This window comes from Amygdalobacter indicium, from assembly GCF_029101545.1.
In the GTDB taxonomy this organism is placed as follows: domain Bacteria; phylum Bacillota; class Clostridia; order Saccharofermentanales; family Fastidiosipilaceae; genus Amygdalobacter; species Amygdalobacter indicium.
Genome location: NZ_CP118866.1, coordinates 783,939 through 808,593 on the forward strand (window position 1 = coordinate 783,939; position 24,655 = coordinate 808,593).

Sequence of the window (24,655 nt, forward strand, 5' to 3'; positions counted from 1 at the left end):
GAAATGAACGACTGGATGATTGAAGTTTGTATATTGCAGGCTAAATTTAAACAAAATCTCTATTATCTTCTGCCTCAATCTATGCAGGAGGAAATAAGCACCTGTTATCAGACACAACTTTTCAGCCCGGAATTCTGCCGCAATCGTTTGGTACAGGTTCCTCTGGGGAAAAATAATAAATTGCAGGCAGCTTTAATTTTACGAACTTGCCCGTTGCCGCAAACTTTTGCCAAAGAAAAGCTGAAATTTGCAGCCGCTTGGTATAATGAACGGGCTTATCTCAGCGATAAACAAGTGGAACTGGCTCATTTATTGGCTCAACGTTATCAGTGTACATTTGCTCATGCCTTATCTTTGTCTTTGCCGCCTTACAATCTCAAGCAGCCGGAAAAATCAGGTAATAAATATCGTAATTATATTGCGCTTATTCAACAAAGCCTTACAGAAGCAGAGCGAAGTAAGTTGGCCGCAGTCCCGCAGTTAACGACAGAACAAAAAGCGGTGCTGCAGAAGCTTCAACTTTCTCTGGCAGCGAATAAACGTGAGTTTTTATTGCATGGCGTTACCGGCAGCGGCAAAACTGAAATTTATTTAACTTTGGCAAAAGAAGTTCTGGCAGCCGGACATTGTTGTCTGATTCTGGTCCCGGAAATAAATCTCAGTTACCCGATGATTCAAGCTTTCAGTTTACGTTTCCCGGAAATTTGCGGTATTTGGCATAGTCAAATGAGCGAAGGAGAAAAATTATCGACTGCAATGGCAATTGCCGACGGTAAACTGAAAATTCTTATCGGGACACGCAGTGCGCTGTTCAGCAATTTGGATAATATAGGTCTTATTGTAATTGATGAGGAACATGACAGCTCTTATTTATCGGAAACAATTCCGCATTATCATGCAATTACAGTTGCAAGATTAATGTTGCGCCAACATCCGAAGGCGTTTTTGTTACTTGCCAGCGCAACACCGTCTGTTAACAGCTATTATCGTACGACAGAGGGCAGGAGCGTACTGCTGACATTAACGCAAAGAGTAACACACACTTTACCGCCTGCTATTGATATTGTTGATTTGAGGAATGAAACGGTTAAAACGGACAAATTGATATTAGCTAAACGAACTGTCAAAACGATCAGTAATTGTTTGAATTTGCAGCAACAAGTTTTGCTGGTACTTAATCGCCGCGGTTATAATACCAGTACTTTGTGCCGAAAATGCGGGCGGGCAATACTTTGCCCGCATTGTGATTTTCGTTTGGTTTATCATCTGGATTGTCGGAAATTATTATGTCATTATTGCGGTTATCGCCGAAACTTACCGGAAAAATGTGCTTTTTGCGGGGAAAAAGCTTTAATTAACTATGGCTTCGGGACTGAGATGGTGGAGCAATATGTGCGTAATTTGTTCCCTCAAGTCAATGTCGCCCGGCTGGATCAGGATGTCAGCAGTAAAAAACAGGCGGCGACTAAAGTGTTGCAGGATTTTCGCCAAGGCAGATGTCAAATCCTTGTCGGCACACAGATGATAGCTAAAGGCCATGATTTCAGCAATGTCGGTCTTGTTTGTCTTTTGTGTATTGACAGTTTATTAAGTATGCCGGGATATAAAGCGGAAGAACGTTGCTTTCAATTAATTTGTCAGGCAGCGGGTCGGGCAGGCAGACAAGGGCAAAATTGTCAAGTTTTGCTGCAAACTTTTGCCCCGCAGGAAAGATGTCTGCAGGCGGCGATCCGGAATGATTATCAGCAATTTTATCAGGATCAACTTGTCTGGCGCCGACGTTTAGGTTATCCGCCGTTTTTGTATTTCGGGCAATTCAAAATAAGCATCAACTGCAGATACGACTTATCGGCAATCAGGACGTTGTTGCAACAGATTAATGCCGAACTGACGGCTTTAATTGCCGGTATCAAACAGCACAGGCCGGAACTGCAATTAATTTTATGGCCTTTTGCTGATGATTTATTGCGCAAAGTGGATAATGAGTATCGGATTTTCCTTAATATTACAGCCAATGATGAAGCTGCTATAAGTTATCTGTTTAAGTTGCTTTTACAAATCTCTTTACCGTTTACTTGTAATTTCAGCTTGTTTTTAGAAGCATAATTAATTCTCCTCTGTATGCCTATGCTATAATTATGGGAGTTTATTTTATTGCATTCGAGGTTTTTATGGCACTTAGAGAAATAATTCATGAGGGTGATGAGCGTTTACGCAAAGTCTGTCGACCGGTTAACGATTTCGGTCCTAAAACTCAAGCTTTAATTGATGATATGATTGATACGTTGAAAGCAACTTCCAACGGTGTAGGTTTGGCTGCCAATCAGGTAGGTATGCTGAAACGCATATTTATTATTGATTTTCAGGATGAACGGGGGTTAAAAGTTTATATTAACCCTGAAATTACTAAAACTGAAGGCGAACAGATTAACACTGAAGGATGTTTAAGTGTCCCGAAATGGTGGGGAGAGGTTAAAAGGCCGCGCTATGTTACCTGTCGGGCACAGGATAGAGAAGGTAATTATTTTGAGGTAACGGAAACCGGGATGTACGGTGTCTGTCTGATGCATGAAACGGGGCATCTTAACGGCGAGCTGTACAAAGATCATGTTATTCCCGGTACCATGTATCGCGATAAGTAAGGTTATGTTTATGGGTGATTATAAAAGAATTTGTTTCATGGGTACAGCTGATTTTGCTGTCCCTATTTTGAAAGAGCTGATTGCCTGTGACTATTATCGTCCCTTAGCTTTAGTTACGCAGCCGGATACGGTAATCGGTCGCAAGCGGGACTTGCATATGCCGCCTGCTAAAGTCACGGCTTTGGAGCATTCTATACCCTGTTTACAATTTACGACATTCAAAGACTTGGCCAATGTTCAGGCATTGCGGGATTTGGATTTGGATTTAATTGTTACGGCGGCTTACGGTAAAATTTTGCCTTCTTCCGTATTGGATTTACCCAAATTCGGTGCGATCAATATTCACGGAAGTTTATTGCCGGAACTGCGCGGCGCCAGCCCGATTCAGACCGCTATTCTGCAAGGAAAGCAGGAAACGGGAGTATCTATAATTAAGATGGTTAAGGCTATGGATGCCGGTTGCATTTATGCTCAATATCGGCAAGCAATAGGCCCGGATATGACATATAAAGATTTGGAAGCTTCACTGGCAAACTTAGCGGCACGGAATATTGTAAAATTTTTAGATGCTTATTTTGCCAATCAGGTGCAAGGCGTGGAACAGGATGAAAATTCAGTTACTTATTGCCATCTTTTACAAAGAGAAGACGGACAGCTTAATTGGCATGAGCCGGCGCTTAATCTGTACAACAAAATAAGAGCTTTTTATCCCTGGCCTGATACTTTTACCGATTACGGCGGTAAAACGATGAAAATATACAGTGCTGCGTTACCGCAAATTTCCAATTTGACACCGCATCAACAACAAATATTAAATGATAGTTTGCAAAAAATTAAGAGCGCTAATACTCAACCTGACGGTAAAGTTGTACTGAATAAAGGCTGTCTGCTGGTAGCTTGTGCCGACGGTTTCCTGGAATTACAGGAAATTCAGTTTGCCGGCGGTAAAAGATTGGCTGCCGGGGAAATTGCTCATAATTTTCCTCTCTTGTCACAATTTAATTAGAAAGAGAAATGTTTATGCCCGATAATTACAGCATGCAGGCGGCCTTGGATAAAGTTCAGGCGCAACATAGACTTTTATATGATCTGAATTATGCCGAATTACAGGACTGCGTTTGTAAATGCGGTGCCGGTAAATTTCGGGCGCAACAAATTCAATCCTGGTTAAATAAGGGTGTTGTCAGTTTTGCCGAGATGTTGAATATCCCGAAGCAGTTAACAGAGGCTTTGGCAAAAGATTATACTTTAGATTATCCGAAGCAATTACTGGTTAAAGTTTCGCAAATTGACGGCAGTCGGAAATATCTTTTCCAAATGTCCGACGGCAATATTATTGAAGCTGTGTATATGCCCTACAAAAAATCAAATTCAGTTTGCATAAGTTCACAGGCCGGCTGTCGTATGGGCTGTGCTTTTTGTGCCTCAACTTTGATTAAGTACGGACGTAATCTCAGCGCCGGCGAAATGATGGGGCAAATATACCGTATCCAGCGCGATTTGGGAGAAATAAGGATTGACCATGTTGTTGTTATGGGAATTGGTGAGCCTTTAGAAAATTTGCAGGAGTTATTGCGTTTTTTACGCATGTTGAATGCAAAAGAGGGCTTAAATATAAGCTTAAGGCATGTAACTGTTTCAACCTGCGGTTTGGTACCGGCAATATACAAGTTGGCTGAGGCCAAACTGCCGATAACATTAGCTATTTCACTGCATTCAGCTTTACAGGCCAAACGTGAAAGTATTATGCCGATTGCTAAAACCTTTGATTTGCGTACCTTGAAACAAGCTTGTATAACGTATCAGAAATTAAGCGGTAGACGCCTTAGTTTCGAATATGCTTTATTTAAAGGCTTCAATGATAGTATTGAGGATGCTAATTATCTGGCGGATTATATTAAAGGCATAGTTAGTCATGTTAACTTAATTCCAGTAAATCCTGTTCCGGGGACCGATTTTGTTCCGCCGTCTGCCGAAACTGTTGAAAAATTCAAGCAGGTTTTGCTTAAGCGGAAAATCGAAGTAACTGTAAGGCAGAAAAAAGGACAGGACATATTTGCCGCTTGCGGTCAATTAAGGCGCCAAAAATTACAATCCGATGTTCGGAAAGAGAATTGCGCCGCCTCGTCTGAAAGGATAAAAATATGAATTTTTGGTTATTTGCTGACAGCATATGCGGTAAATATCGACCTGATAATGAGGATTTTTATCGTTGCTTTTACCTGGAGGAACGTAAAACTTATGTTTTGTGTTTGGCTGACGGCATGGGCGGCGAGCAGGGAGGAGAAATTGCCGGTAATCTGGCGGTTAACAGCGTTCAGGATTATTTGACGAAAAATTTGCCGAAGAATCCGGATTTTCGTGCGGACAGAGCTTGTCTGATAAATGCTTTCAATCAGGCTAATATGCAAGTTTTCCAAAAAGCTTTGACAGAAGAATCTTTACATAATATGGGTTCAACTTTATTGACAGCTTTAGTCGGTGATGACGGTGAAACTTTAATTGCCAATATCGGAGACAGTCGAGCTTATTGCTGGCATAAAAATCAGCTGCAGCAATTGACCGTTGACCATAATTATGCCCAAAAATTACTTGATAGCGGCAAAATTACTTATACGGAGTACTTGACGCATCCGGGGAGAAATATGTTGACAAAAGCTGTCGGGACGGCCAACTATATTAATCCCGATATTTTCTCGTTATACTTACAAAGTAACGATAAGCTTTTACTTTGCAGCGACGGTATCCACGGATATCTGAGTAAAGACCAAATGGAAATGTGCTTTTTGCAAGGTAAAACGGCAGAGATATGTACTAAAAGATTATTAACCGAGGCGGAAGAACTTAGTCGGGATAATGCAACGGCTATTTGCCTGTCTGTCGGCTGAAGATTTATAATAACTAGACAAGAAATGAAAATGAGGAGACAACATGCCTATTTTGAACGGTACCGTTTTGAATGATCGTTATAGCATCTGTAAGCTTTTAGGTTCAGGTGGTATGGCTCAGGTGTATTTGGCCCAGGATTTGAAAAACGGTCAATTCGTAGCTGTTAAAATGCTGAAACCGGAATTTAACGATGATCGGGAATTTTTGCGGCGTTTCGACACCGAGGCACGGGCCGCTTCCAGTTTATCCCATGATAATATTGTTAAAGTCCTGGGTGTGGGTGAAGACCACGGTATGCGCTATATGGTCCAGGAATATGTTGACGGGGTGACGTTGAAAGAGATGATTCTGCATTATCATCGGCTTGATTGGCGTGTCGCTGTGCCGATTTTTGTTCAGATCGCCCTGGCTTTGGAAAGTGCTCATGCCGGCGGCGTTATTCATCGTGATATTAAACCTCAGAATATTATTATTAATAAGCAATTGAAAGCTTACGTTACCGACTTCGGTATTGCCCGAGCCAACAATCAGAATACGGTAGCCGGGGGATCGGGAACTTTAGGTTCGGTTCACTATTTTTCGCCGGAACAGGCTCAGGGAGGGATTGTTTCGGAAAGAAGCGATATTTATTCTCTCGGTGTCTTGATGTATGAAACTTTAACAGGTTCTTTGCCTTTTGATGCCGATACGTCCGTGACGGTGGCCTTGAAGCATATTAATGAGCAACCGGCACCGCCTATTTCTATAGAACCTCTGGTGCCGCAACCTTTGTCCGATATCGTAATGAAGTGTCTGAATAAATCACCTAATACCCGCTACAACAGTGCGCGTGATTTAATCAGTGAGCTTGATGCTTTTATGATTAATCCTCAGGGTGTTTTCGGTATTGCAAAAGATGCTCGCAAACATAATAGTTTTACCGAGCTTAATACAGGTAGGACAAAGCTTAATTCCGGCAATACCGCCGGTGATAAGTTGGCCAAATTACGCTATTTGGAAGAGACTATGAATAAGAGACGTTCTTCCAGGCGGCGGGAAACAGGTTTTATAATTATATTGTTAATAGCGGCAATAGCGGCCATCGGTGTGTTGGGTTATCGTTTTATTGATGATTTCCGTACCGAATTGAGCTCCAACCAGGTACCGCCGGTTAAATTGGCCGATTTTATCGGTCATACGCTGACTGAATCTGAGAAAGCGCTGCGGGAAGCGGGAATTACGCCGGAGATTGAATATGTTTATTCCGATAAATATGACAAAGATATTGTTATTAAGCAGAATATCAGTCCCAACAGCCGCTTTTTCCCCAACGGTTTACAAAAGCTGGTATTAACTGTAAGTAAAGGTAATGATTTAACCAAAATCGGCAATTATGTCGGTTTAATGGGAGATGAAGTAAAACGGGAGCTGCAACAAAAAGGTCTGGCGGTGGAGATTAAAGAAGTTAAAAATGAAAACTACCAGAAGGGCTATGTTGTTAAACAAAGTCCGGCTGCCGACAGCGTTTTAAAGAAAAATGAAACAATTGTTCTTTATATTTCTACCGGTTCCGATAAGGTGACATTTCAACCTCAACGAGGCAAAAGTGCCAAAGAAACAAGCGAATGGTTGAAATCACAGGGCTTGGAAATTAATGAAGTAATATTGGAAAGTGCCGATAATAATTTGACAGTAGATAACGCCGTTGTCAGTTATGTCGCTCCTGCCGGTAATAATAAAGCATATATCGGCGGCGATAAAATAGATGTCGGAACAAAAGTTGATATCCATGCCTGTTCCCAAGCGGATTTGGCTAATACAATAAAAAATCAACAAGAACAAAGTGATAATGACGACTGAAAAGAGACAAACAGCTTTTATAGCTAAAGTGTTGAACGGGCTATTTACCGTTATAACAGTTGAAGGCCGGGAACTGTCGGCAACTGCCAAGGGTAATTTGCGTTATCATAAATCGCCCTTATGCGTCGGTGATGAGATAGACTATATCTTAACACCGCAGGCGGAAACTGCTGCCCAAATTGTGGCCTGCCGGCAGCGAAGAAACATGTTATTACGCCCGCCTTTGGCCAACATAGATGAGTTGTGGTTGGTAATAAGTTTGTTCGAACCGGAAATTAACTTTTTACAATTGGACGCGGTTATTTGTCAGGCACTGCAGCAGCAGATTAAGATTCGCTTGTTATTGTCTAAAGTTGATTTGGATAATGCCGAACAGGCAAGAAGCACATATATTTCGTCTTATTTTAATCAAGCATTCAAAACGGCAATTATCTCCGCTAAAATGCAGCAATTGGATACAATTACTGCCTGGTGTCGGGAAAAAGAACTCAAAGTTGCTTTAAGCGGACTTAGCGGAGTGGGTAAATCAACTCTGCTCAATACTTTATTAGGCTCGGAATATATGCTTACGCAATCTTTAAGCAGCAAATTAAAAAGAGGTAAGCAGACTACAAGACATAGCCAATTTTTCTCTTGTGGTAAAATTTGGTTAGCTGATACACCCGGTTTTTCTGCCCTGGACATCGCTAAGTTTCGCTTGCGGCCGGCGGAAGCTATTTTGGCTTATCCGGATTTGGCCGAATTTACGGCAGGATGTTATTTTAATAATTGCAGTCATACGCATGAACCGAAATGTGCAGTAATAGCCGCCTGTCAAAGTTCTTTTATCCGGGAGCGTTGGCAAAATTATTGCAATTTTTACAATTATATAGTGAGTGAAGAAAAAAAGTATGTCTATTAATAAAATTAATTTGTATTTTGATGCAACAGCAAGTCATCCGATTCCGCCTGACATTTGGCAAACTTATTGTGCTAACTTGCAAAAATACTATGCTAATCCGGCAGCTGTATATGAGAGCGGAATTGTCGCGCAAAAATTGATTACCGACTCATTACGCGATATTGCCTCTACTTTTAATGTCGCGCCCGGACAATTGTTAATTACAAGCGGCGCTACAGAATCTATCAATACTGTTTTTTACAACTTTGCCAAGAGACGACGCAAGCAGCAGGACATACTGTTAATTGCTCAAGGTGAGCATGCAGCGACAGTTGCCGCAGCTAAACGTTTAGCCGACGATTTGCAGTTGGAATTGATATATGTTCCTTTGACGAGCTCTTATCTTTTGGATACAGATTGTCTGGAGAACCTGTTGCAGCAGTACGGAGAGCGAATTTTAGCCCTTTCCAACGTCAGTCTTTCCAATGAAACGGGGACGATTAACGACTTAATGCTAATTTCTCGGCTATTAAAAAAATATGCGCCTAAAGCTTTGTGGCATGTAGATAATGTTCAGGGTTGGGGCAAAATTGCCTGGGATTTCGTGCAAACTGCCGTTGATTATGTCAGTATGGGCGGCCATAAAATCGGTGCGCCTAAAGGTTGCGGTCTACTGTATATTAAAGAACCAAAATATTTCAAACCTTTTATTGTCGGCGGCGGTCAACAGAATAATATGCGTTCGGGTACAGAAAATCCGCCTTTAGTCAGAGCTATGGCCGATGCGGCTCTGAAAAGCGGCAATATAAGTCGCTTGAACGCCAAGAGAGAATATATCCAAAAATTACGTGATTTACTTTTGCAAAATATTTCGACTTTGTCATACAGTATTCAAGGTGCTGCCGCCTTACGCCAATATCCAGGTATTGTAGCTATCAGTTTCCCGAATATCAGAGGTGAGGTATTACTTCATTCTCTGGAACGGGAAGGAATCAGTGTTTCAACAGCTTCAAGCTGCCATAATTTAGCTGCCGGTAAAGTTGCGGCGCAAAAAGCGGCCTGTTTTACCGAAGCTGTTGCGCAAGGGCATTTACGTATTACCATAAACGAAGAGCATCAGCCTGATGATATTCTTATTTTGGCAAAAGCTATCAATAAGTGCGTTTCTTTTTTAGCAGAAATAAATAGAAAGTGATTTTAAAATGACAAGAACAGTTGAATTTAATAAACAAAAATTAATAATGGCCCGTTTCGGTGAAATTGCTCTCAAAGGTTTAAATCGCCATAAATTCGAAGAACGTTTATTGCATAATTTAGCTTTAAAGTTGAAACAATACGGCTCCTATCAAGTGACTCTCAGCCAAAGCAGAATTTGGATTATACCAAATGTTACGCCGACTGTTACGGAAACTGAAATAGATTTACTGCTGCAGAAAGCGATTGAAGTTGCGACTGAAACTTTCGGTATTGTTTCCGTCAGCCCGGTATATTTGTTTGCCGGCGATTATAGCAATATTCTGCAAATTTCCCGGCAATTGGTTGAAGAACATCTGGAACGGGGCGATAAAACGTTTAAAGTTGATTGCCGGCGCGCCGAAAAGTCATTTCCTCTGACTTCTATGGAAATTATGAACCAATTGGGCGGCGACCTTCTGGAAGCTTATCCGGAATTAAAAGTGGACATTCACCAACCTGATTTTATAATTAAAGTCGAGATACGGCAAAATTTGGCCGTATACAGTCAAGTAATCCAAGGCGTGCGCGGCTTACCTACAGGTATGTCGGCTAAAGGTCTGGTTTTACTGTCCGGAGGTATCGACTCTCCGGTAGCTGCTTATATGATGGCATCGCGTGGGATGGAATTGGAAGCGATTTATTTTCATACTTTCCCGTATACTTCTGATTTAGCTAAACAAAAAGTTATAGATTTAGCTCAGATAGTCAGCCGTTATTGCGGCAGAGTCGTGTTACATGTTGTTGATTTTACCGATATTAATCTTGAACTTAACGCCAAAACACCTAAAGATATGATAACTATCACCATGCGCCGAATGATGATGCGGATTGCGCAGGCCTTAGCGGAAAAACGTGATTGTAAAGCTATAATTACCGGTGAATCTTTAGGTCAGGTAGCAAGTCAAACAACCGAAGCTATCAATGCCACCGATGCTGTTGCGACCTTGCCGATTTTTCGCCCGTTAATAGGTTCTGATAAGGAAGATACTATCAAAATTGCACGTAAAATCGGAACTTTTGAAACCTCAATCAAGCCTTATGATGACTGCTGTACAATTTTTGTGGCCAAACATCCGAAAACCAGACCGAATACGGCTGCTTGGCAAAGTTGTGACAGCGAACTTGATTGTGCGGCATTGACGCAACAAGCTTTAAGTAAAATTACTTCTTATGATATCCGATATGATCGGATCAAAGAATTTCAACGTGATTATAACGAATAAACAGGAGAAAAGCTGAATGGCCAATTTAACGGAACCGCTGGCCGTACGATTACGTCCGCAAAATATTAACGAAATTGTCGGCCAGGAGCATATTTTAGGTGAGGGAACCTGGTTAAGACGTCTATTAAGTAAACAAACTTTAAGTTCTTTAATTCTTTTCGGTCCTCCGGGATCCGGCAAAACAACACTGGCTTACGTTTTGGCGAAAACATGTTCCTATCCCTTTCGCCAATTGAATGCTGTGACAGCAGGTGTTAAGGAGATTAAAGAAGTAATCAGTGACAGTCAAAATGTTTTTACCTGTCCCAAGGGACAAATTTTATTGTTTATTGATGAAATCCATCGCTTTAATAAAGCTCAACAGGATGCGCTTTTGCCCGCGGTAGAGAACGGTAATATTATTCTGATCGGCGCTACAACTGAGAATCCTTTTTTTGAAGTTAATAAAGCTTTACTGTCACGCAGCAGTGTTTTGGAATTGAAAGCGTTGAGCAACGAAGCGGTCATTAAAGTTTTGCAAAGAGCATTAAATTCCGCCTGCGGGTTCGGCAATTTACCGGTTAACATTGCTGCCGCCGAGTTAAACAAAATTGCCGTATATGCCAACGGGGATGTCAGAAGAGCTTTAAATTTGCTGGAATTATTAGTGACAACAACGCCTTATTCTGCTGACGGACAGATAATTATCAGCGCTGAAATGCTGGATAAGCTTGCTTTGCCTGTGCAATATAATTATGATCGAACAGGAGAAGAACATTATAACAATACTTCGGCATATATAAAGTCTTTGCGCGGCAGCGATCCGGATGCAGCCATATTTTATTTAGCAAGAGCTTTGAACGCCGGAGAAGATCCTGAATTTCTGGCTCGTCGATTGGTTATTTGTGCAAGTGAAGATGTCGGCTTGGCAAATAATCAGGCTTTACCTTTGGCCGTGGCGGCATTACAGGCCGTTCAACAAATAGGTATGCCGGAAGCCAGGATTATTTTAGCGCATGCCAGTATCTATATCGCTGTCAGTCCTAAATCAAATACGGCTTATAAAGCTGTAAATGCGGCTCTGGCGGATGTTAAAAGTAAAAATACGGGAGAAATTCCCAGACACCTTTTGAATGCTCCGATTAGCGGTATGCAGGAAATTTTGGGCTATGGTAAAGGTTATAAATATGCGCATAATTACCCCGGAGGCTTAGTAGCACAACAGTTTTTACCGCAGGAGATGGCGGGGACGATCTATTATGAACCCGGTACTAACGGTCAGGAAGAAAAAATAAAAAAATGGCTGACTGCTTGGCGGGATTATTGTAAGAATCAAGTAGCGGATGATTTGGCAACAACAGGAAATAACAGTAAAATAGTGGACAATAACAAGATCTGAATTAGAAAAGAGGTTGTAAATTGATGGAACAAAGTTACAAACGACAAAAGTTTGATGTATGGGCAGATTTGACGCCGGAAAAGCAAAAGGCGATAAATACATATGCCGAACATTTCAAAAGCTTCCTTAATCAAGCCAAAACTGAAAGAGAATTTGTCAGCACGGCAATTAAAGAATTACAAGCTGCAGGTTTTAAGCCTATTGCTCATTGCGATAAATTAAAGCCCGGTGACAAAGTTTATATGTCGATTAGAAATAAAGGCCTGGCTATGGCTGTAATCGGCAGCTTAGATTTGACTGAAGGCATGAATTTGTTGGGTTCACATATTGATTCTCCCAGATTTGATACCAAAGCCAACAGCGTTCAGGAACACAATAATTTAAGTTATTTGGCAACGCAATATTACGGTGGGGTAAAAAAATATCAATGGACTACTATTCCTTTGGCTATTCACGGCGTGATAACTAAAGCTGACGGCACGGTGTTGCCGATTACAATTGGAGAAGCGGAGAATGAACCGGTGTTTTTCTTTACCGATCTTTTGCCGCACCTGAGTAGGGAACAGATGAGTAAATCAGCTGCAAGTTTCATCAGCGCCGAACAATTGAAATTATTGGTAGGTTCGCAACCTTTAGCAGATAGCGACAGCAAAACTCCTTATCGTGACAAAATTCTCCGTATTTTCCATGAAAAATACGGAGTTAATGAGTGCGATTTGATTGGGGCCGAGTTGGAAATTGTTCCGGCTGCTAAAGCCAGAGATGTCGGCCTGGATGCGTCCATGATTGCTTGTTACGGTCAGGACGATAAGCTTTGTTCTTTTGCGTCCTTTACCGCTTTAGCTGCAATTGATTCATGTAAGCGTACCGTAGTATCTTTCCTTTATGATAAAGAGGAGATCGGCTCGGAAGGTAATACGGGTGCACAATCACGTTTGTACGAGTTGTTTTTAATGGAACTGATACAGAGATCGCTGCAACGTTTTGACGACCTTTTGTATAATAAGATTATCAGCCGCAGCTATATGATCTCTTCAGATGTCAGCGATGCTTTTGATCCGATGTATCCGGAAGTCTTCGATCAGGCTAACAACGCTTATTTAGCGCAAGGTTTATGCTTAATAAAGCACACGGGAGCCGGCGGTAAAAGCGGTTCCAATGATGCTAACAGCGAATTTTTACGGTCGGTTATCAATATTTTTGAAGAAGCTCGTTTGCCTTGGCAAATCGGTACTTTGAGTAAAATTGATATGGGCGGCGGCGGTACTATTGCCAAGTTTGCTGCTAAAACAGGCATGCAGGTAGTTGATGCCGGTATTCCGGTTTTGTGTATGCATGCGCCGATGGAGATTTGTCATAAACTTGATTTGTACTATTCCTATTTAGCTTATAAAGCTTTTTTGTTGGAAATGAATCTATTAGCTGATGACAAATAAAAGCGTCCGACTGGATGCACTTAATAACTCATTCAGGCTGCAATAGCTTGGATGAGTATTTTTTTGCTTTTTTATGTTCAGGAACCATTAGGGAAGAAAGGGCAGCTTGTTTCCTTTGAGAAAATTTATTCTTTTTAATGTATAAATTTCATAAGTAAACGTGCTTATTTTCTCAACATGAAATTAAGTTCATGTAGTCAAAATGAACATCAATCTTTTCTGAGACCTTAATTCTGCTTATTTGGTTAAATGATTGCATAGCTATTCAATCTGCTGTATATTCTTTTAGGCTTTCAGCTGCATTTGTGTTTAAATTTTCGTTCTTTCGTTTGAAAACTGCAACTAAGTCTCTAATTAGACACTTGTTAGCTGCTTTGAACTTGCATCGGCTTTTGCCGACCGTTTAAGCTCGGTTTTATACGACTAATTTTAATCTCTCTATTTAATTCTACAAAACTATTATTTTGTAGAACTCAGAATAAGTAAACGCGGGCCCCTTTCCCATAACTTGAAAGACGATTTTAACAGAAATTCAGGCTTATATAACAAAATAATCTCAATTAATATTTGTTACTTGCTTGTCCTTTTTATGTCAAACTAATCACACTTACATGAGTTATTGTATGAGAACAGGAATATGAAGCTTGGGGTTAAGCTATGACTAGACACAAAAAAACTGATAAAAATGCCGCGGATGCTGTGGCTGATTCTTTTACGATTTTAGATGATTATTTGGCTTATTTACAAGCTATTAAAGGTCGTTCACCTTTGACTATTAAAGAGTATCATTACGATTTGCGCCTGTTTTTCCGTTGGTATTTGCAAAGCACGCATAAGGTGGCGGCCGATCTGCCATTGGAGCAAATAGATTTAAGTACAGTTGATGTCGAATTATTACAGGAAATCAAACTGACGACAATATATCAATATATCGCCTGGCTGGCTAATTCCCGTCAATCTTCCGCGTGTAATCGGGCACGAAAATGTTCCAGTTTGAAGAGCTTTTTCAAATATTTGGCTCATAAAGTTAACCTTTTAGCTAATGACCCGACGGCCGAGTTGGAATCGCCCAAGCAGATGAAACGTTTACCTAAATATTTGAATTTAGAGCAAAGTAAGAGCTTATTAAACAGCAGCTTGAAGATTAACAATAAGCATAAGTACAAAGAGGAAACGGAAAAAGAATTAAGTATTCGTAATTACTGCATCCTTATTCTCTTCCTCAATTGCGGGATGCGTTTGTCCGAATTGCAGGCCTTGAATATTGATGATATTAACGGTGATACATTACGGGTTATCGGTAAAGGTAATAAAGAACGGACTATTTATCTGAACGCCGCCTGTTTAGATTCGCTGCAAAAATATCTCAACGTCAGAATGCCGGCCAAGAAAGCTGCTAAAACAGCCCTATTCATCTCACGCGAAGGCAACAGATTATCACGCAGTATGATTCAAGTTATGATTAAAGAAGCTTTGGCGGCAGCAGGATTAGACACTTTCAAATTCAGTGTACATAAACTCAGACATACTGCAGCTACTTTAATGTATCAATTCGGGCACGTCGATATTAGGGCTTTACAGGAAATTTTAGGACACGAAAGCGTAGCAACTACCGAGATTTATACTCATACAAATCAAAGTATTTTACATCAGGCAGTCGAAAGCAATCCTCTGGCTTCAACCAAGTTGGATCTCAGTAAATTACCGGAAAACGAAACTGAAAAAGAAAAGTAATAAGTTCAATACCTATTGATCGGATGCGCAATTATCATAACAATAATTGCGCACTCAAATCAGGAATTACAAGATACCGAATACAGTTAAGATGTCACGTATCTTATCCCAAGGTTTCAAAACGATGCAGGCTACGACCACAGCGATTACAAGGACAATCAAAAATATATACTGATATAATAACTGCCGCTGGCGCTCAAACATTCTGGTGCGAGCAGCCTGTTTTATCGTTTTATAACCTTTAAAGCGATAACGCTTATTAGGACCTGTGCGCTTTAATTTTAATTTCATAGCAATAACCTCGTCTCCAAAATTATACTAAATTAATGCGCAGCAGTCGATACGTATCATTTTACAGTTCGTTTCTTTAACGTTTCCCAAGGATATTTTTCTGTTGTCGGCGCCTCTTTCGCCGGTGAAAATTCTTTCATGCAAAAATGCATATCCAAAAAATCCAACGGCGAAATTAAGCAGATAGAACTTTTAAATATCAGGTAGTATCGTTTTTGATCCCAAAACAAAATTGATAAATTATCAAATGCCAAGATATATCCGCGCCTGCTGCTTTCATTATTCAGGCACAAATCAATTGTCAATTCTTCTCTTATGCAAATTGATAAGAAACAATCCTGTAGACTGCCGTTACGCAAATTGTTATCCGCTGTTTTAGCAGTACCGTTTTTTTCTCGGGTGGAAAAATCAACTTTACCTAATTTGTTAAACATCAAATCGCTCATATAAATTATCCTAAACATTAAATTTTTTCCTTTCGGATGAGATTATTATCGCTCCCGATTGTTAAAAATAAAGGATAATTTGTATAAACAATACAGTATAAAAATATATTAACTTTATTATATTTTAATTTTCAGTACAGTGAACATTTATTTTTAATATTGGTGATAATAGTAGAATTTTCTGCATTTACAGGCAAATAATTGATCGGTAATTTTCGCATAATTGATAATTGCCGTTTAGCATAATGGCGTGAATTAAGCTGTAAGCTTGCAATTGCGTCGTCAAGTCCCATTTTTCCCTCAAAATAAGGGAAAAATTCTTTGTACGCAATTGCCTGTAAGCAGGATTGGCTATATTCATTGCGATGTTCATAAACTTTGCGTGCTTCCTGCAGTAATCCCTCTTTTACCATCATTAATACTCTTTCGTTAATCCGGCTATATAACTCTTCTCGCGGGCGGTCATAGGCAAACAAAGTATAAAGATGTGATTGATTACTTTTATGTTCAAAGCGATAAGCGGAAGCCGGATTGGCAGTTGCAGCAATAATTTCCAAGGCTCTGACAATGCGTTTGCAATCATTAGGATGCAGGACAGCTGCTCTTTCAGGATCGAGAGCACATAATTGTAAATATACAGGATTTTGCTTATTGTCCGGATGATTAGCAGCATATTGCAAATATTCTTTTTGTAATTTTTCCCGATAATCAGGATTAACCCCGCTAATTTCAGTGTAGCTGTCATTGTACCAAATTGCCGACAAATATTGTAAAGATCCGCCGACTAAGAGATATTTCCGTTTTGATTTCTGCAGTTGAGCGATTAATTTATTATAAGCACTAAGAAAATCGGCAATCGAATAATTTTCTGTCGGGGGAATTATATCTATTAAATGATGCTTTACCGCTTTTCTCTCCGCCGGAGTAACTTTAGCAGTTCCGATATCCAATCCCTGATAAATTTGCATTGAATCAAGGGAAATAATATCACTATCTGTACACATCGCTAAAGCCAGAGCTAAATTACTTTTACCGCTGGCTGTCGGTCCGATAATCACCGGAATAGTTGCCACTTTAAGTTCTCCTTCACTATTTTATACTTTACGTTTACACGCTTTTTCCAATTCATTCCGTTCCAATTTCAAGCAAACCGGTCTGCCGTGAGGACATTGAAAAGGATTAAGACATTTAAGCCAGGCGTCCAGTAAAGCCGGGACGCGCGTCCGTTCGACAAAATCATGCGCCATGATAGCACTTCTGCAGGCTTTGGTCGCTAAAAGGCGTTGAGTTTTGGAAAGCTCAGCGGCAAAACCGCCTTGCTTGACGTCTAAAGCCTGTAAAAGGTCTTCCACCAATTGTTTAAGGTTATTGCCGATCTGATCTGCAGGAATTGCCGCTAGAACAAAAGAGCCGTCGGCTGTCTGTTGCAATTTATATCCCTGTTCAGATAATTCCGCTAAATTTTCCGATATAATCAAGCTGTCTGCCGGATATAATGTAAAAGAATAAGGAACCAACAAATCCTGTGTTTTGCTTATTATTTTCTCCTGTCGCTTAGCAGCATTACATAAATTTTCATAAATAGTGCGTTCGTGCATAGCATGCTGATCAACAAAATACAAAGCATTGTCGCAGGCAAAAAGCAGATAAGTTAAGAACAATTGGCCAAGATACTCAGCTGACGGTAATTTATGTAATTCATCCGCTTTCCCGTCGACTCTTTCTAAGCTGGCATTAAACAGACGTTCTATTGTCCTCTTTTCTGCGCTAACTGTCGTCGGACCTGTTTCGCCCGCATCTATATTTGAAGCAACAGCGGAAATATCGTTGTAGATAGTGACATTTTCCTTTAATTCCGGGGTCCGAATTAGGTTATTTACAGCAGGTATCATAAATTCAGACTGAGTAAGTGTAGTATCAGCTGTTGCCGGATTAGAGGAATTATCCTGTTCGTTCGGAATTGACGCAGTAAACGGCTCGATTGCTTTAAATGCAGGCAGTTCACTTTTCTCTGACTTTAGCTCTTCGGTGTTTATAACCGGTGAATTATTTGGCGGGTAATTAGTTGCCTGCGCTTGCAAATAAGCGGAAAAACTGTTTTTTACCTGGTGATATACGGCACGATAAACTTCATTATCATTCCAGAAACGGACTTCCAATTTACGCGGATGTACGTTAACATCAACGAGGTTTGCCGGCAAATCCAAAAACAAAAAAGCTACCGGAAAAGTTCGGGTCATTAAATAATCCTGAACGGCAGCTTCCACGGCTTTCAAAATTATATTTGAGGCAAAGGAACGATTATTGACGAAAAAATATTCCATTCTTCTGCTTTTTCGTGTTAAGTCGGCACGTCCGATGTAGCCGCTGCAGGTTAAAGTAAAATTCGGATCACTCTCTATAGGAAGTAATTTATCGGCTACTTCAGTGCCGAATAAAGATTGAATAACACTTAAGCGGTCATTGTTGCCGGGAGTTTGAAGAATTATCTTATCATTATTACTTAAAGTAAAAGCGATATTCGCAGCAGCTAGAGCTTCTTCGGTTATAATGCGCGTAATAGCCTGAATTTCGCTGTTATCTTTTTTTAGAAACTTGTATCTTGCCGGCACATTATAAAATAAATTACGAACAATAAACTGTGTACCGTTATTAGCCGCACAAACTTGTTGCTTCAAAACTTCAGACCCCTGTAGTTCCACCATGTAAGCATTTTCCTGCGTAGACGGTTTACTAATTAAAGTTACATGACTGACGGCAGCTATAGATGCTAAAGCTTCACCGCGGAAACCCATGCTGAGCAAATTATTAAGGTCATCAATTCTGCTTAATTTACTGGTAGCATGATTTTGAAAAGCCAATAAGCACTCATTTTGCGGTATACCTGAACCGTTATCCTGCACTCTGATTTCAGCAATTCCCCCCTGTTTGACGGCAACATCTATTCTGCTTGCACCGGCGTCAATAGCGTTTTCTACCAATTCTTTCACAACTGAAGCCGGTCTTTCAATCACTTCACCGGCAGCAATCTGTTTAATCGTCTGTTCATCTAACTGTTTAATATGTGCCATAATAACCTCAATCATCAAGCCTTAAGCTCTTTGGCTTTTTCAATTAATTCATTCAAAGTGTGCAAAGCGTCCAGAGGGCTCAAAGTATTAATATCCGTATCTCTTAAGGTTTGCAGCAAGGCATCTTTGGCTTCACTTTGAGGCGAGAACATTTGTAATTGCTTCTCTAAAGGCGCACGGTATTTCGGTATACTTAATTTACCGGCATGATAATTTTGTTTGATTAATTCCAACATAATGTCGTTAGCCCGTTCAATAATTCGATCCGGCAAGCCCGCCAATTTTGCCACTTCAATACCGTAAGACTGGTCCGTGCCGCCTGCTTTTAATTTGTGCAAAAATTCTATGCTGTCGGCATTTTCAGCTACAGTTACGTGATAATTCCTGATAGTACTGAAATGTTTGGCCAAATTTATCAATTCATGATAATGGGTTGCAAATAAGGTTCGCGGTTGTGCTCCTTCCGTGTCGTTCAAGGCTTCACAAATGGACCAGGCTAAAGCTAAGCCGTCGGCTGTACCTGTTCCGCGTCCGATTTCATCTAATATCAATAAAGATGCGCTTGTCAAATTAAGCATTATTCGGGCCGTTTCCTGCATTTCTACCATGAAAGTGGATTTACCCAATCCCAAGTCGTCCGACGCTCCTATACGCGTAAATATGCGGTCTACGGGGCTGAGCGTACAAGCTGCGGCAGGTACATAAGAACCTATTTGCGCAAGTAGACAAATTAGAGCTACCTGTCGCATATAAGTTGATTTACCGGCCATATTCGGACCGGTTATCAGGCAGAAAGTATTATTACAATCCATTTGACAATCGTTGGCGACAAAATTTCCCTGTCCGGCCAACTTCTCCAAAACCGGATGCCTGGAATCTTTGAGTTCCAGCGTCTTACCTTTTTGAAAATGAGGTTGACAATAATTGGCCAGTTGTGCCTGCTCAGCCAGGCTTTGAAGGACATCCAAGGTACTGATAATATCGGCATCCACCTGATAAGCAGCCAATTCTGCCCGGACTTGTGATCTTATATCTTGAAACAAAGCACTTTCCAGTGTGTATAACTTGGCTTGTGCACCTAATATTTCGTTCTCCTTCTCTTTCAGTTCGGGCGTGATAAAGCGTTCATAATTAACTAATGTCTGCTTACGGATGTAATAATCCGGTACAGCTGCCGAATTTAATTTGGAAACTTCCAGATAATAACCGTATAAGCGATTAAATCCTATTTTCAGGTTTTTAATACCGTTTTTCTGCTTTTCCGTTATTACATAGTCATCGAACCATTTTTGACTGTTGCTCTGCAAATCACGCAAATAATCAATCTCCTGATTATAACCGGCAGCAATAATATTTCCTTCTTTCAGGTTGTTGGAACAGTCAGGATTAATCGCCCGCTCCAACAAAGAAGTGATTTGCGGTAAAATTCTTAAATTGCCGACCAACTTCTGCAGTAATTCACATTTACAGTTTTGCAGCAAATCTTTAATCGGTTGTAAAAGTAACAAGCTGTCCTTGATTGCCAATAAATCTTTCGCTTGTAAATTACCGTTTCCCAGTTTACCGGCCAATCTTTCTATATCGTATATCTGTCCGATTAATTCTCTTAATTTTTGTCGACGACGATAATCGGCCAATAATTCCGTGACAGCCTCCTGTCTTCGGACAATACTTTCAACATCGATTAAAGGTCTTTGCAACCATAATTTCAGCAATCTCAAGCCCATACTGCTTTTGGTTTGATTAATAGCCCAAATTAAACTGCCTCTTTGCTTTTGTTCTCGCAGCGTTCGGAATAATTCCAGATTATTTTGCGAATCGGCATCGATTTGCAAGTAATTTTGCGGCTGATAATATTCTATTTTCTGCAAATGCGGCGGCAAAGTATGTCTGGTTTGCAAAATGTAGTTAAGCAGAGCGATAACGGCTTTATAAGCCAAAGGTGCCGAACTTATCAAGTTGTCACTTAGAGCTGTCAAATTGAAATTTGCCGGTAAATAATCTTTTTTTAAGGCATTATAATCACCGTCGACACAATAATTGACGGTAGCACCGTTTTGCAGCAACAGTTGCGCAATTGTTGAATTTTGCATTTTTTCGGGCAAAAGATACTCACCGGCATGATAATTTATCAACTCGTTGATAATACCGGTTTCTGTACAGCCGAAATTGATTTGGCACGCCATAAAGCGACCGGAAACTAATTCCAAAACGGCAAGGCCGTAATATTTTTGTTGTTGATAACAAGCTAAAAGCCAGTTGTTCTTATCCGCAGCCATAGTTTCGCTGTCAGTTTGCGTACCGGGTGTAACCAGACGGGTAATCTCCCTTTTCACTAAACCTTTAGCTAAAGCCGGATCTTCCATCTGATCACATACAGCCAATTTATAGCCTTTAGCTAACAAGCGATTAATATAATTGTCCACAGCGTGATAAGGCATACCACACATAGGTACCCGTTCTTTCAGCCCGGCATCTCTGCCGGTCAAAACCAGTTCCAATTCTCGAGCGACAATTTCCGCATCATCGAAAAAAAGTTCGTAAAAATCACCTAAACGATAAAGCAAAAGATAATCATCATACGCCGCATGGGTTTCACAATATTGGCGCATCATAGGACTTAAATTAGCTTCAGCCATGGCTGCTTGATACTTTTTCATTTACACTCACCATTATTAGCAGTTTTTATTCGGTAAAATTATCCGGCAAACCGTCGACGTATTCTCCTGTTAACGAAAATGTTTTAGCTTCAGTAATCATCACCCGACAAAATTTGCCTTCAAGATAGTCTCCTTTCGCCTGCGGGGTTTGTTCCCTGAGGCGTCCGGGAAAAGCCGTTTTCGGAACAGAAAAATTAATTAAGAAATTATCCGAACTTCTACCTGTATAGCGATCATCAACATGGTCGGACAAACCTTCAATCAACACTTCACAAACTCTACCGATTTGCGCTTGCGCAATTTCCAGACTGTGGCTGTTTTGTAATTCTACCAAACGCTGGAAACGGGCATCGACAACATCCTGCGGCACCTGAGCTGCTAAAGCCGCCGGTGTTCCGGGACGAGGCGAATATTGAAAAGTATAACTTGAAGCATATCTTACCTTATCCATAATTAACAAAGTTTGCTCAAAATCGGCCTCAGTTTCCCCGGGAAAGCCTACAATAATATCGGTACTGAATTGCAAATCCGGCATTCTTTTTTTAGCTTCTGCGACAATATTCAAATATCTTTCAATAGTATAATGGCGGTTCATATCATGTAATACCTGATTGCTGCCTGATTGCAAAGGTAAATGCAAATGCCGTTCAATATTAGGATATTCCGCCATTACATCCAATAATTCCAGTGATATATCTTTAGGATGAGAAGTCATGAAACGCAGGCGTTTAATACCGGTTTGAGCACAACGTCTCAAAAGTTCCGCAAATACGTTATTATAAGCTTTACGATATTCTCTAATTTCTTTACCGTAAGAATCTACATTCTGCCCCAGTAACATAACTTCACTGTATCCGTCGGCAGCCAAAGTCTTTACTTCCTTTACAATGTCATCCATATTACGGGAACGTTCACGTCCTCTTGTATAAGGAACAACACAAAAAGTACAGAAATTATTGCAGCCGAACATAATACTGACAAGTGCCCGATATTTTCTTTCTCTTAAAACCGGCTGGTCTTCCGCAATCAATTCTTCATTGCTGATATCATAAACTCTTCTGCTACCTCTTAAGCGGCGATTAAGAATTTCAGGTAGACGCCAAATATCGGCCGGTCCGAACATAATATCGACAAAGCTGTAACTGTGCTTGACCTTTTCCACATAAACATCCTGTTTCATCATGCAGCCGCAAACGCCGACAATCAAATTGGGATTAGCGCGTTTTAAAGCTTTAAGTTCTCCTAAATTACCATAAAAACGACCGGAGGCATTTTCTCTGACACTACATGTATTTATTAGAATTATATCGGCAGTTTCTTTATTTTCAGCTCGACTCAATCCCATTTCCCGTAACAAACCCGCTACTTTTTCAGAATCGTTATCATTCAGTTGACAACCGAATGTCATAATAAAATACTTTTTTTCATTCCCCCAGAGAGCCTTGTTTTCTACACACAAATCTCTTTGTCTTTGTAACTCTTCTTCACTGACCTGTTTGAATTTAAGCAAATCTTCTACCTCGTTCCAGCTATTAGTTTAATTCTAAATGTACGCACCGCTTACTTCAAGTATTTGACCGTTAATATACGTCGCCCGGTCACTTAAAAGAAACAGTGCCGTTTGGGCAATTTCCCGGGCATCTGCAGCTCTTTGTAATAAACTGTGTTCTTTAACAAAAGCGGTAATTTCAGCGTTGGTAAAACGATCATTCATTTTACTTGTAAACAAACCGGGGGCGATTGCATTTACTCTGATAGGAAAATCGTATAATTCTTTGGCCAAAGATTTCGTCAAGGCGTTAATTGCACCTTTGCTGGCGGAATAAGCAGTTTCCATCGCAGCGCCATATATCCCCCAAATGGAACTGATATTAATTATTTGAGCAGCGGAAACAGCAGCAGCGGCTTTCAATTGCGGCAGACATCCCTTAGTTAATAAGATCGGAGCGGCGATATTTACCTGTAAGAGTTTTTGCAAATTCTGCCATTCAATATCATTAACCATTTCGTAGCTGTCTACAGCAGCATTGTTTATTAAAACATTGAGATAAGGAATTTTTTTTAATACGGCGGCAAGCGCAGGCTCCAACTGAGCCGGATCGCTGAAATCTGCTTGCCACAATAAATAATTATCGGCACTTTTACCGCTTATTGACTGACAATCTTCAACTAATTTACGACAAGCGGAGATGTTGCTTTGATAATGGAGAATAAGGCTGTAATTTTCTTGTGCCAATAACAATGCCAATTCCCTGCCTAAACTGCCTGAAGCACCTGTGATTAACGCCCATTTAGATTTTGTTTTTTCTATCATGCCTTGACCTGCCGTTTTTCTTGTTTTCAGGGTAATAAAAAAGCCGTAACCAATCGTTACGGCTAAGCTGGTGAACGGATTCGAACCCCTGACCTGCTGATTACAAATCAGCTGCTCTACCTGCTGAGCTACACCAGCGTCAACAGCGAGAATTATCTCACACTTACCTATAGCTGTCAATTAAATAATTGTGAATAATTCACTGCGCAGTTTTGCTTGCCGACGTAGCATCTTTATCTTTATCGTCATCTTCAGTCTTATTCTGTTCCGTCTTGTCCTGTTTTTCTATATCTCTTTCAGCTGCCGTTTTAGGTTTAGCTTCAGGATCATATTCTTCACTGTGAGCTTCATTACCGTTCATGTCGTAATCTCCCGTGTCAAACCCGAAATACTGGTTAAGAGAAAGAATTAAATGGTCCAAATCAACCATATCAACCTGTGCAGCTTCTTCCAAAGATTCATCTCCGGACATGAAGCAACCCATACAGTAAAGTCCATGCTCCATAAAAATAGGAATAACTCCCGGATCCATATTCATGATATCACTGACAATCATATCAGGTGTTATTTTCATTTTGTGCCTTCTTTAATACTCAACTAATAAAAAAACACTTTC

20 protein-coding genes and 1 tRNA gene are annotated in these 24,655 nt (G+C 40.4%); 12 read left to right on the forward strand and 9 right to left on the reverse strand.

Going from position 1 to position 24,655, the window contains the following annotated elements; all coding sequences use genetic code 11:
* Window positions 1–3 precede the first annotated feature (3 nt).
* From priA to PYS60_RS03335, 12 genes are all read left to right on the forward strand, one after another.
* On the forward strand, window positions 4–2,106 hold the full coding sequence (gene priA / locus PYS60_RS03280) for a replication restart helicase PriA (protein ID WP_315567650.1): 2,103 nt from the start codon (window positions 4–6) through the stop codon (window positions 2,104–2,106).
* Window positions 2,107–2,171: 65 nt separating this feature from the next.
* On the forward strand, window positions 2,172–2,642 hold the full coding sequence (def, locus tag PYS60_RS03285) for a peptide deformylase (protein ID WP_315567651.1): 471 nt from the start codon (window positions 2,172–2,174) through the stop codon (window positions 2,640–2,642).
* 10 nt (window positions 2,643–2,652) lie between these two features.
* Entirely contained in the window at window positions 2,653–3,648 is a 996-nt protein-coding gene (fmt, locus tag PYS60_RS03290; RefSeq protein ID WP_315567653.1) for a methionyl-tRNA formyltransferase, read from the forward strand.
* A 14-nt stretch (window positions 3,649–3,662) separates the two neighbouring features.
* Window positions 3,663–4,790 carry a 23S rRNA (adenine(2503)-C(2))-methyltransferase RlmN gene (gene rlmN / locus PYS60_RS03295; RefSeq protein WP_315567654.1) on the forward strand — a complete coding sequence of 376 codons (1,128 nt, stop codon included), beginning with the start codon at window positions 3,663–3,665 and terminating at the stop codon, window positions 4,788–4,790.
* Window positions 4,787–5,530, forward strand: coding sequence for a PP2C family protein-serine/threonine phosphatase (locus PYS60_RS03300; protein ID WP_315567656.1), 744 nt, complete (start codon window positions 4,787–4,789; stop codon window positions 5,528–5,530). Before rlmN ends, PYS60_RS03300 begins: the two co-directional genes overlap by 4 nt.
* Before the next feature lie 43 nt (window positions 5,531–5,573).
* Window positions 5,574–7,370, forward strand: a complete 1,797-nt coding sequence (gene pknB, locus PYS60_RS03305) for a Stk1 family PASTA domain-containing Ser/Thr kinase (RefSeq protein WP_315567658.1) — start codon at window positions 5,574–5,576, stop codon at window positions 7,368–7,370.
* Entirely contained in the window at window positions 7,360–8,271 is a 912-nt protein-coding gene (rsgA, locus tag PYS60_RS03310) for a ribosome small subunit-dependent GTPase A (RefSeq protein WP_315567659.1), read from the forward strand. The genes pknB and rsgA overlap by 11 nt, the downstream gene beginning before the upstream one ends.
* Window positions 8,261–9,445, forward strand: a complete 1,185-nt coding sequence (locus tag PYS60_RS03315) for a cysteine desulfurase family protein (RefSeq protein ID WP_315567661.1) — start codon at window positions 8,261–8,263, stop codon at window positions 9,443–9,445. The genes rsgA and PYS60_RS03315 overlap by 11 nt, the downstream gene beginning before the upstream one ends.
* 7 nt (window positions 9,446–9,452) lie before the next feature.
* On the forward strand, window positions 9,453–10,709 hold the full coding sequence (thiI, locus tag PYS60_RS03320; RefSeq protein ID WP_315567663.1) for a tRNA uracil 4-sulfurtransferase ThiI: 1,257 nt from the start codon (window positions 9,453–9,455) through the stop codon (window positions 10,707–10,709).
* A gap of 16 nt (window positions 10,710–10,725) precedes the next feature.
* A complete protein-coding gene (locus PYS60_RS03325) occupies window positions 10,726–12,087 on the forward strand; it encodes a replication-associated recombination protein A (RefSeq protein WP_315567664.1) in 1,362 nt (453 codons plus the stop codon).
* A 23-nt stretch (window positions 12,088–12,110) separates the two neighbouring features.
* Window positions 12,111–13,523, forward strand: coding sequence for an aminopeptidase (locus tag PYS60_RS03330; protein ID WP_315567667.1), 1,413 nt, complete (start codon window positions 12,111–12,113; stop codon window positions 13,521–13,523).
* A gap of 657 nt (window positions 13,524–14,180) precedes the next feature.
* Entirely contained in the window at window positions 14,181–15,257 is a 1,077-nt protein-coding gene (locus PYS60_RS03335; protein ID WP_315567669.1) for a tyrosine recombinase XerC, read from the forward strand.
* 66 nt (window positions 15,258–15,323) lie between these two features.
* Here PYS60_RS03335 and PYS60_RS03340 read toward each other — a convergent pair whose 3' ends face one another.
* The 9 genes from PYS60_RS03340 to PYS60_RS03380 all read right to left on the reverse strand — a co-directional run bounded on the left by PYS60_RS03340 (window position 15,324) and on the right by PYS60_RS03380 (window position 24,613).
* Entirely contained in the window at window positions 15,324–15,548 is a 225-nt protein-coding gene (locus PYS60_RS03340; RefSeq protein WP_315567671.1) for a hypothetical protein, read from the reverse strand.
* 56 nt (window positions 15,549–15,604) lie between these two features.
* Window positions 15,605–16,012: an RNA chaperone Hfq gene (locus PYS60_RS03345; RefSeq protein ID WP_315567674.1), complete on the reverse strand. Its 408-nt coding sequence runs from the start codon at window positions 16,010–16,012 to the stop codon at window positions 15,605–15,607.
* A 113-nt stretch (window positions 16,013–16,125) separates the two neighbouring features.
* On the reverse strand, window positions 16,126–17,067 hold the full coding sequence (gene miaA, locus PYS60_RS03350; RefSeq protein ID WP_315567676.1) for a tRNA (adenosine(37)-N6)-dimethylallyltransferase MiaA: 942 nt from the start codon (window positions 17,065–17,067) through the stop codon (window positions 16,126–16,128).
* Between the two features lie 21 nt (window positions 17,068–17,088).
* Complete coding sequence (gene mutL / locus PYS60_RS03355; protein WP_315567684.1) at window positions 17,089–19,065, reverse strand: DNA mismatch repair endonuclease MutL; 1,977 nt, start codon at window positions 19,063–19,065, stop codon at window positions 17,089–17,091.
* A gap of 14 nt (window positions 19,066–19,079) precedes the next feature.
* Window positions 19,080–21,725: a DNA mismatch repair protein MutS gene (mutS, locus tag PYS60_RS03360; RefSeq protein ID WP_315567686.1), complete on the reverse strand. Its 2,646-nt coding sequence runs from the start codon at window positions 21,723–21,725 to the stop codon at window positions 19,080–19,082.
* A gap of 25 nt (window positions 21,726–21,750) precedes the next feature.
* Complete coding sequence (gene miaB, locus PYS60_RS03365) at window positions 21,751–23,235, reverse strand: tRNA (N6-isopentenyl adenosine(37)-C2)-methylthiotransferase MiaB (RefSeq protein WP_315567688.1); 1,485 nt, start codon at window positions 23,233–23,235, stop codon at window positions 21,751–21,753.
* Between the two features lie 33 nt (window positions 23,236–23,268).
* Window positions 23,269–24,039, reverse strand: coding sequence for an SDR family NAD(P)-dependent oxidoreductase (locus tag PYS60_RS03370; protein WP_315567692.1), 771 nt, complete (start codon window positions 24,037–24,039; stop codon window positions 23,269–23,271).
* A gap of 65 nt (window positions 24,040–24,104) precedes the next feature.
* Window positions 24,105–24,177 (reverse strand) — tRNA-Thr (locus PYS60_RS03375).
* 61 nt (window positions 24,178–24,238) lie between these two features.
* Window positions 24,239–24,613 (reverse strand): DUF1858 domain-containing protein, encoded by a 375-nt coding sequence (locus tag PYS60_RS03380; protein ID WP_315567694.1) that lies wholly within the window; start codon window positions 24,611–24,613, stop codon window positions 24,239–24,241.
* Window positions 24,614–24,655: the final 42 nt, after the last annotated feature.

What these genes read in the sequence shown, in the direction of transcription:
- priA (WP_315567650.1), top strand. Translation starts at nt 4, where the DNA reads ATGAACGACTGGATGATTGAAGTTTGTATATTGCAGGCTAAATTTAAA.
- def (WP_315567651.1), top strand. Translation starts at nt 2,172, where the DNA reads ATGGCACTTAGAGAAATAATTCATGAGGGTGATGAGCGTTTACGCAAA.
- fmt (WP_315567653.1), top strand. Translation starts at nt 2,653, where the DNA reads ATGGGTGATTATAAAAGAATTTGTTTCATGGGTACAGCTGATTTTGCT.
- rlmN (WP_315567654.1), top strand. Translation starts at nt 3,663, where the DNA reads ATGCCCGATAATTACAGCATGCAGGCGGCCTTGGATAAAGTTCAGGCG.
- PYS60_RS03300 (WP_315567656.1), top strand. Translation starts at nt 4,787, where the DNA reads ATGAATTTTTGGTTATTTGCTGACAGCATATGCGGTAAATATCGACCT.
- pknB (WP_315567658.1), top strand. Translation starts at nt 5,574, where the DNA reads ATGCCTATTTTGAACGGTACCGTTTTGAATGATCGTTATAGCATCTGT.
- rsgA (WP_315567659.1), top strand. Translation starts at nt 7,360, where the DNA reads ATGACGACTGAAAAGAGACAAACAGCTTTTATAGCTAAAGTGTTGAAC.
- PYS60_RS03315 (WP_315567661.1), top strand. Translation starts at nt 8,261, where the DNA reads ATGTCTATTAATAAAATTAATTTGTATTTTGATGCAACAGCAAGTCAT.
- thiI (WP_315567663.1), top strand. Translation starts at nt 9,453, where the DNA reads ATGACAAGAACAGTTGAATTTAATAAACAAAAATTAATAATGGCCCGT.
- PYS60_RS03325 (WP_315567664.1), top strand. Translation starts at nt 10,726, where the DNA reads ATGGCCAATTTAACGGAACCGCTGGCCGTACGATTACGTCCGCAAAAT.
- PYS60_RS03330 (WP_315567667.1), top strand. Translation starts at nt 12,111, where the DNA reads ATGGAACAAAGTTACAAACGACAAAAGTTTGATGTATGGGCAGATTTG.
- PYS60_RS03335 (WP_315567669.1), top strand. Translation starts at nt 14,181, where the DNA reads ATGACTAGACACAAAAAAACTGATAAAAATGCCGCGGATGCTGTGGCT.
- PYS60_RS03340 (WP_315567671.1), bottom strand. Translation starts at nt 15,548, where the DNA reads ATGAAATTAAAATTAAAGCGCACAGGTCCTAATAAGCGTTATCGCTTT.
- PYS60_RS03345 (WP_315567674.1), bottom strand. Translation starts at nt 16,012, where the DNA reads ATGTTTAGGATAATTTATATGAGCGATTTGATGTTTAACAAATTAGGT.
- mutL (WP_315567684.1), bottom strand. Translation starts at nt 19,065, where the DNA reads ATGGCACATATTAAACAGTTAGATGAACAGACGATTAAACAGATTGCT.
- mutS (WP_315567686.1), bottom strand. Translation starts at nt 21,725, where the DNA reads ATGAAAAAGTATCAAGCAGCCATGGCTGAAGCTAATTTAAGTCCTATG.
- PYS60_RS03370 (WP_315567692.1), bottom strand. Translation starts at nt 24,039, where the DNA reads ATGATAGAAAAAACAAAATCTAAATGGGCGTTAATCACAGGTGCTTCA.
- PYS60_RS03380 (WP_315567694.1), bottom strand. Translation starts at nt 24,613, where the DNA reads ATGAAAATAACACCTGATATGATTGTCAGTGATATCATGAATATGGAT.